The following is a 1,649-nucleotide window of genomic DNA, read 5'->3' as shown; positions in this document are numbered from 1 at the left end:
GCTGGTGTGCCGACGTTTAAGCAAGCGAAGGCTGAGGATCGGAGCGTGTGATATACGCGAGAACCGGACGACTGAAACTGACAAAGAAATCTGTCATGCATCGCCTTTTGTAGTCAAACACCAGAACCCCTATAGGATTCTGGTGTTTTGAGTGGTTTACACTTTTTCTTGCGTAAATCAAAGTAAGGGGTTTCGAGACGTTGCTGGGCACACGGCCATTATCAATGGATAATGGCTTTTTTGTTGCTTAAAAATGAAAACAGAAGGTTATTTTCGTATTTGTACAATGCAATGAGTGCAAGAGGTGGTGTGCTGACGTTCAAAGAAGTAAAGGGTAGAGGATTTTGACGACAATATTGATTTTTTCTCCTTGTGTAAAGAATAGAAGAGTTTTAGGACGCTGCTGAACGCATAACCATTACCATTACCACTGGGGAGTGGTTTTTTATCGTTAATTTTACTGATGCTGTGCTATATATGGTGGACAATTGATTCTATCTAATCTACTATAAAGGCGTCTGCCGAGGCAGCCAAAGAGGTAAGGTGAAAGAAGGGGGGGCAAACTTCTGAGTGCAGAGCGATGTTGGTAAGATTTTTTATTTCGACGTATATAATAGTAGGTTTATTTCTAAGCGGGATGTTACTTAACTTTGCTTTTAGACAATTCCCTAATATAGGGGTTACCTAAAAGTTCGAGGAAGAATACCAGAAGCGGCTATTGTCTACAGGTATTGCTATGGAACAATTAGCTAATGAGAAAGATCAGAAAACCACTACAGCTATCTTTTTGATGCTTCGTTTGGTTAAATGTAGGTTTTGAAGACGGAGAAAAACAGCAAAAAGCGTAGGCTAGTGGTCGGTGGGAAATTAATTTCGATTGGGGACACCCAAAAAAGATTAAATTTGAAGGAACGTACATTCCGTAATCAAATCAAAACCCTTCTAATGCTAGCAAAAAGTCCATGATAATCAAAAAAGCCTATAAGCTCTGTGTCCATCCATACAAAGACCAACAAGTCCGCATCGCTAAAACAATAGGGTGCAGTCCCTTTGTCTTTGATTACTTTTTGGATAAATAGAATCGTGCCTATAAAGAAACAGATAAAGGATTAGCTTAAGGTACTTGTATAGCTGGCTAGCTTGTATAAGATTTGGAGGCTTAGCTATCATAAATCGTGATTATTATACTTTCATGGATCAATTACTTTGAAATTGGTATTTTATATGAAAGTAATAAGCGCTATCGTTTTTATTTCAGTTTACTTATTTAGATAATCATGTAGGAAAGCTTGGATGAATTTATTGGTCCTTAACTAACATGTCGCGGGTGTTTCACTCAACTTTAGGGTAGGGAAATGCCTTTGCTATGCACTTCTTTAATACTTCCATAAAAAACTTTCATAAAGTGTTGACATTCGATTATCTATGAGGTATTCTTATACAAGTCGCCGGTGAGGCAGACGAAAGCACCGAGAAAACAACGAAAAAGAAATTGAAATTAGTTGTTGACATCGAGAGCGAAACTTGATATGATATAAAAGTTGTCATTGAAATAAAGACAACAAACATTATCAACATGAACCTTGAAAACTGAACAGCAAAACGTCAACGAAATATAGCGAGAGTGCCAAGTGCACTTGAGCAAAAAC

1 protein-coding gene is annotated in these 1,649 nt (G+C 37.8%); it reads left to right on the top strand.

From position 1 onward, the window contains the following. Window positions 1–962: 962 nt before the first annotated feature. Window positions 963–1,079, top strand: coding sequence for a helix-turn-helix domain-containing protein (locus ACIQ0H_RS21360; RefSeq protein ID WP_403419294.1), 117 nt, complete (start codon window positions 963–965; stop codon window positions 1,077–1,079). Window positions 1,080–1,649 lie beyond the last annotated feature (570 nt).

Origin of the sequence: Sporosarcina sp. NPDC096371, from assembly GCF_044762865.1 — a bacterium.
GTDB lineage: Bacteria > Bacillota > Bacilli > Bacillales_A > Planococcaceae > Sporosarcina.
Note: the sequence above shows the minus strand (reverse complement) of the source record. Positions and strands in the feature narration are given on the sequence as shown.

Excerpts from the sequence above, each read along its gene's own strand:
- ACIQ0H_RS21360 (WP_403419294.1), top strand. The coding sequence starts at position 963 with ATGATAATCAAAAAAGCCTATAAGCTCTGTGTCCATCCATACAAAGAC.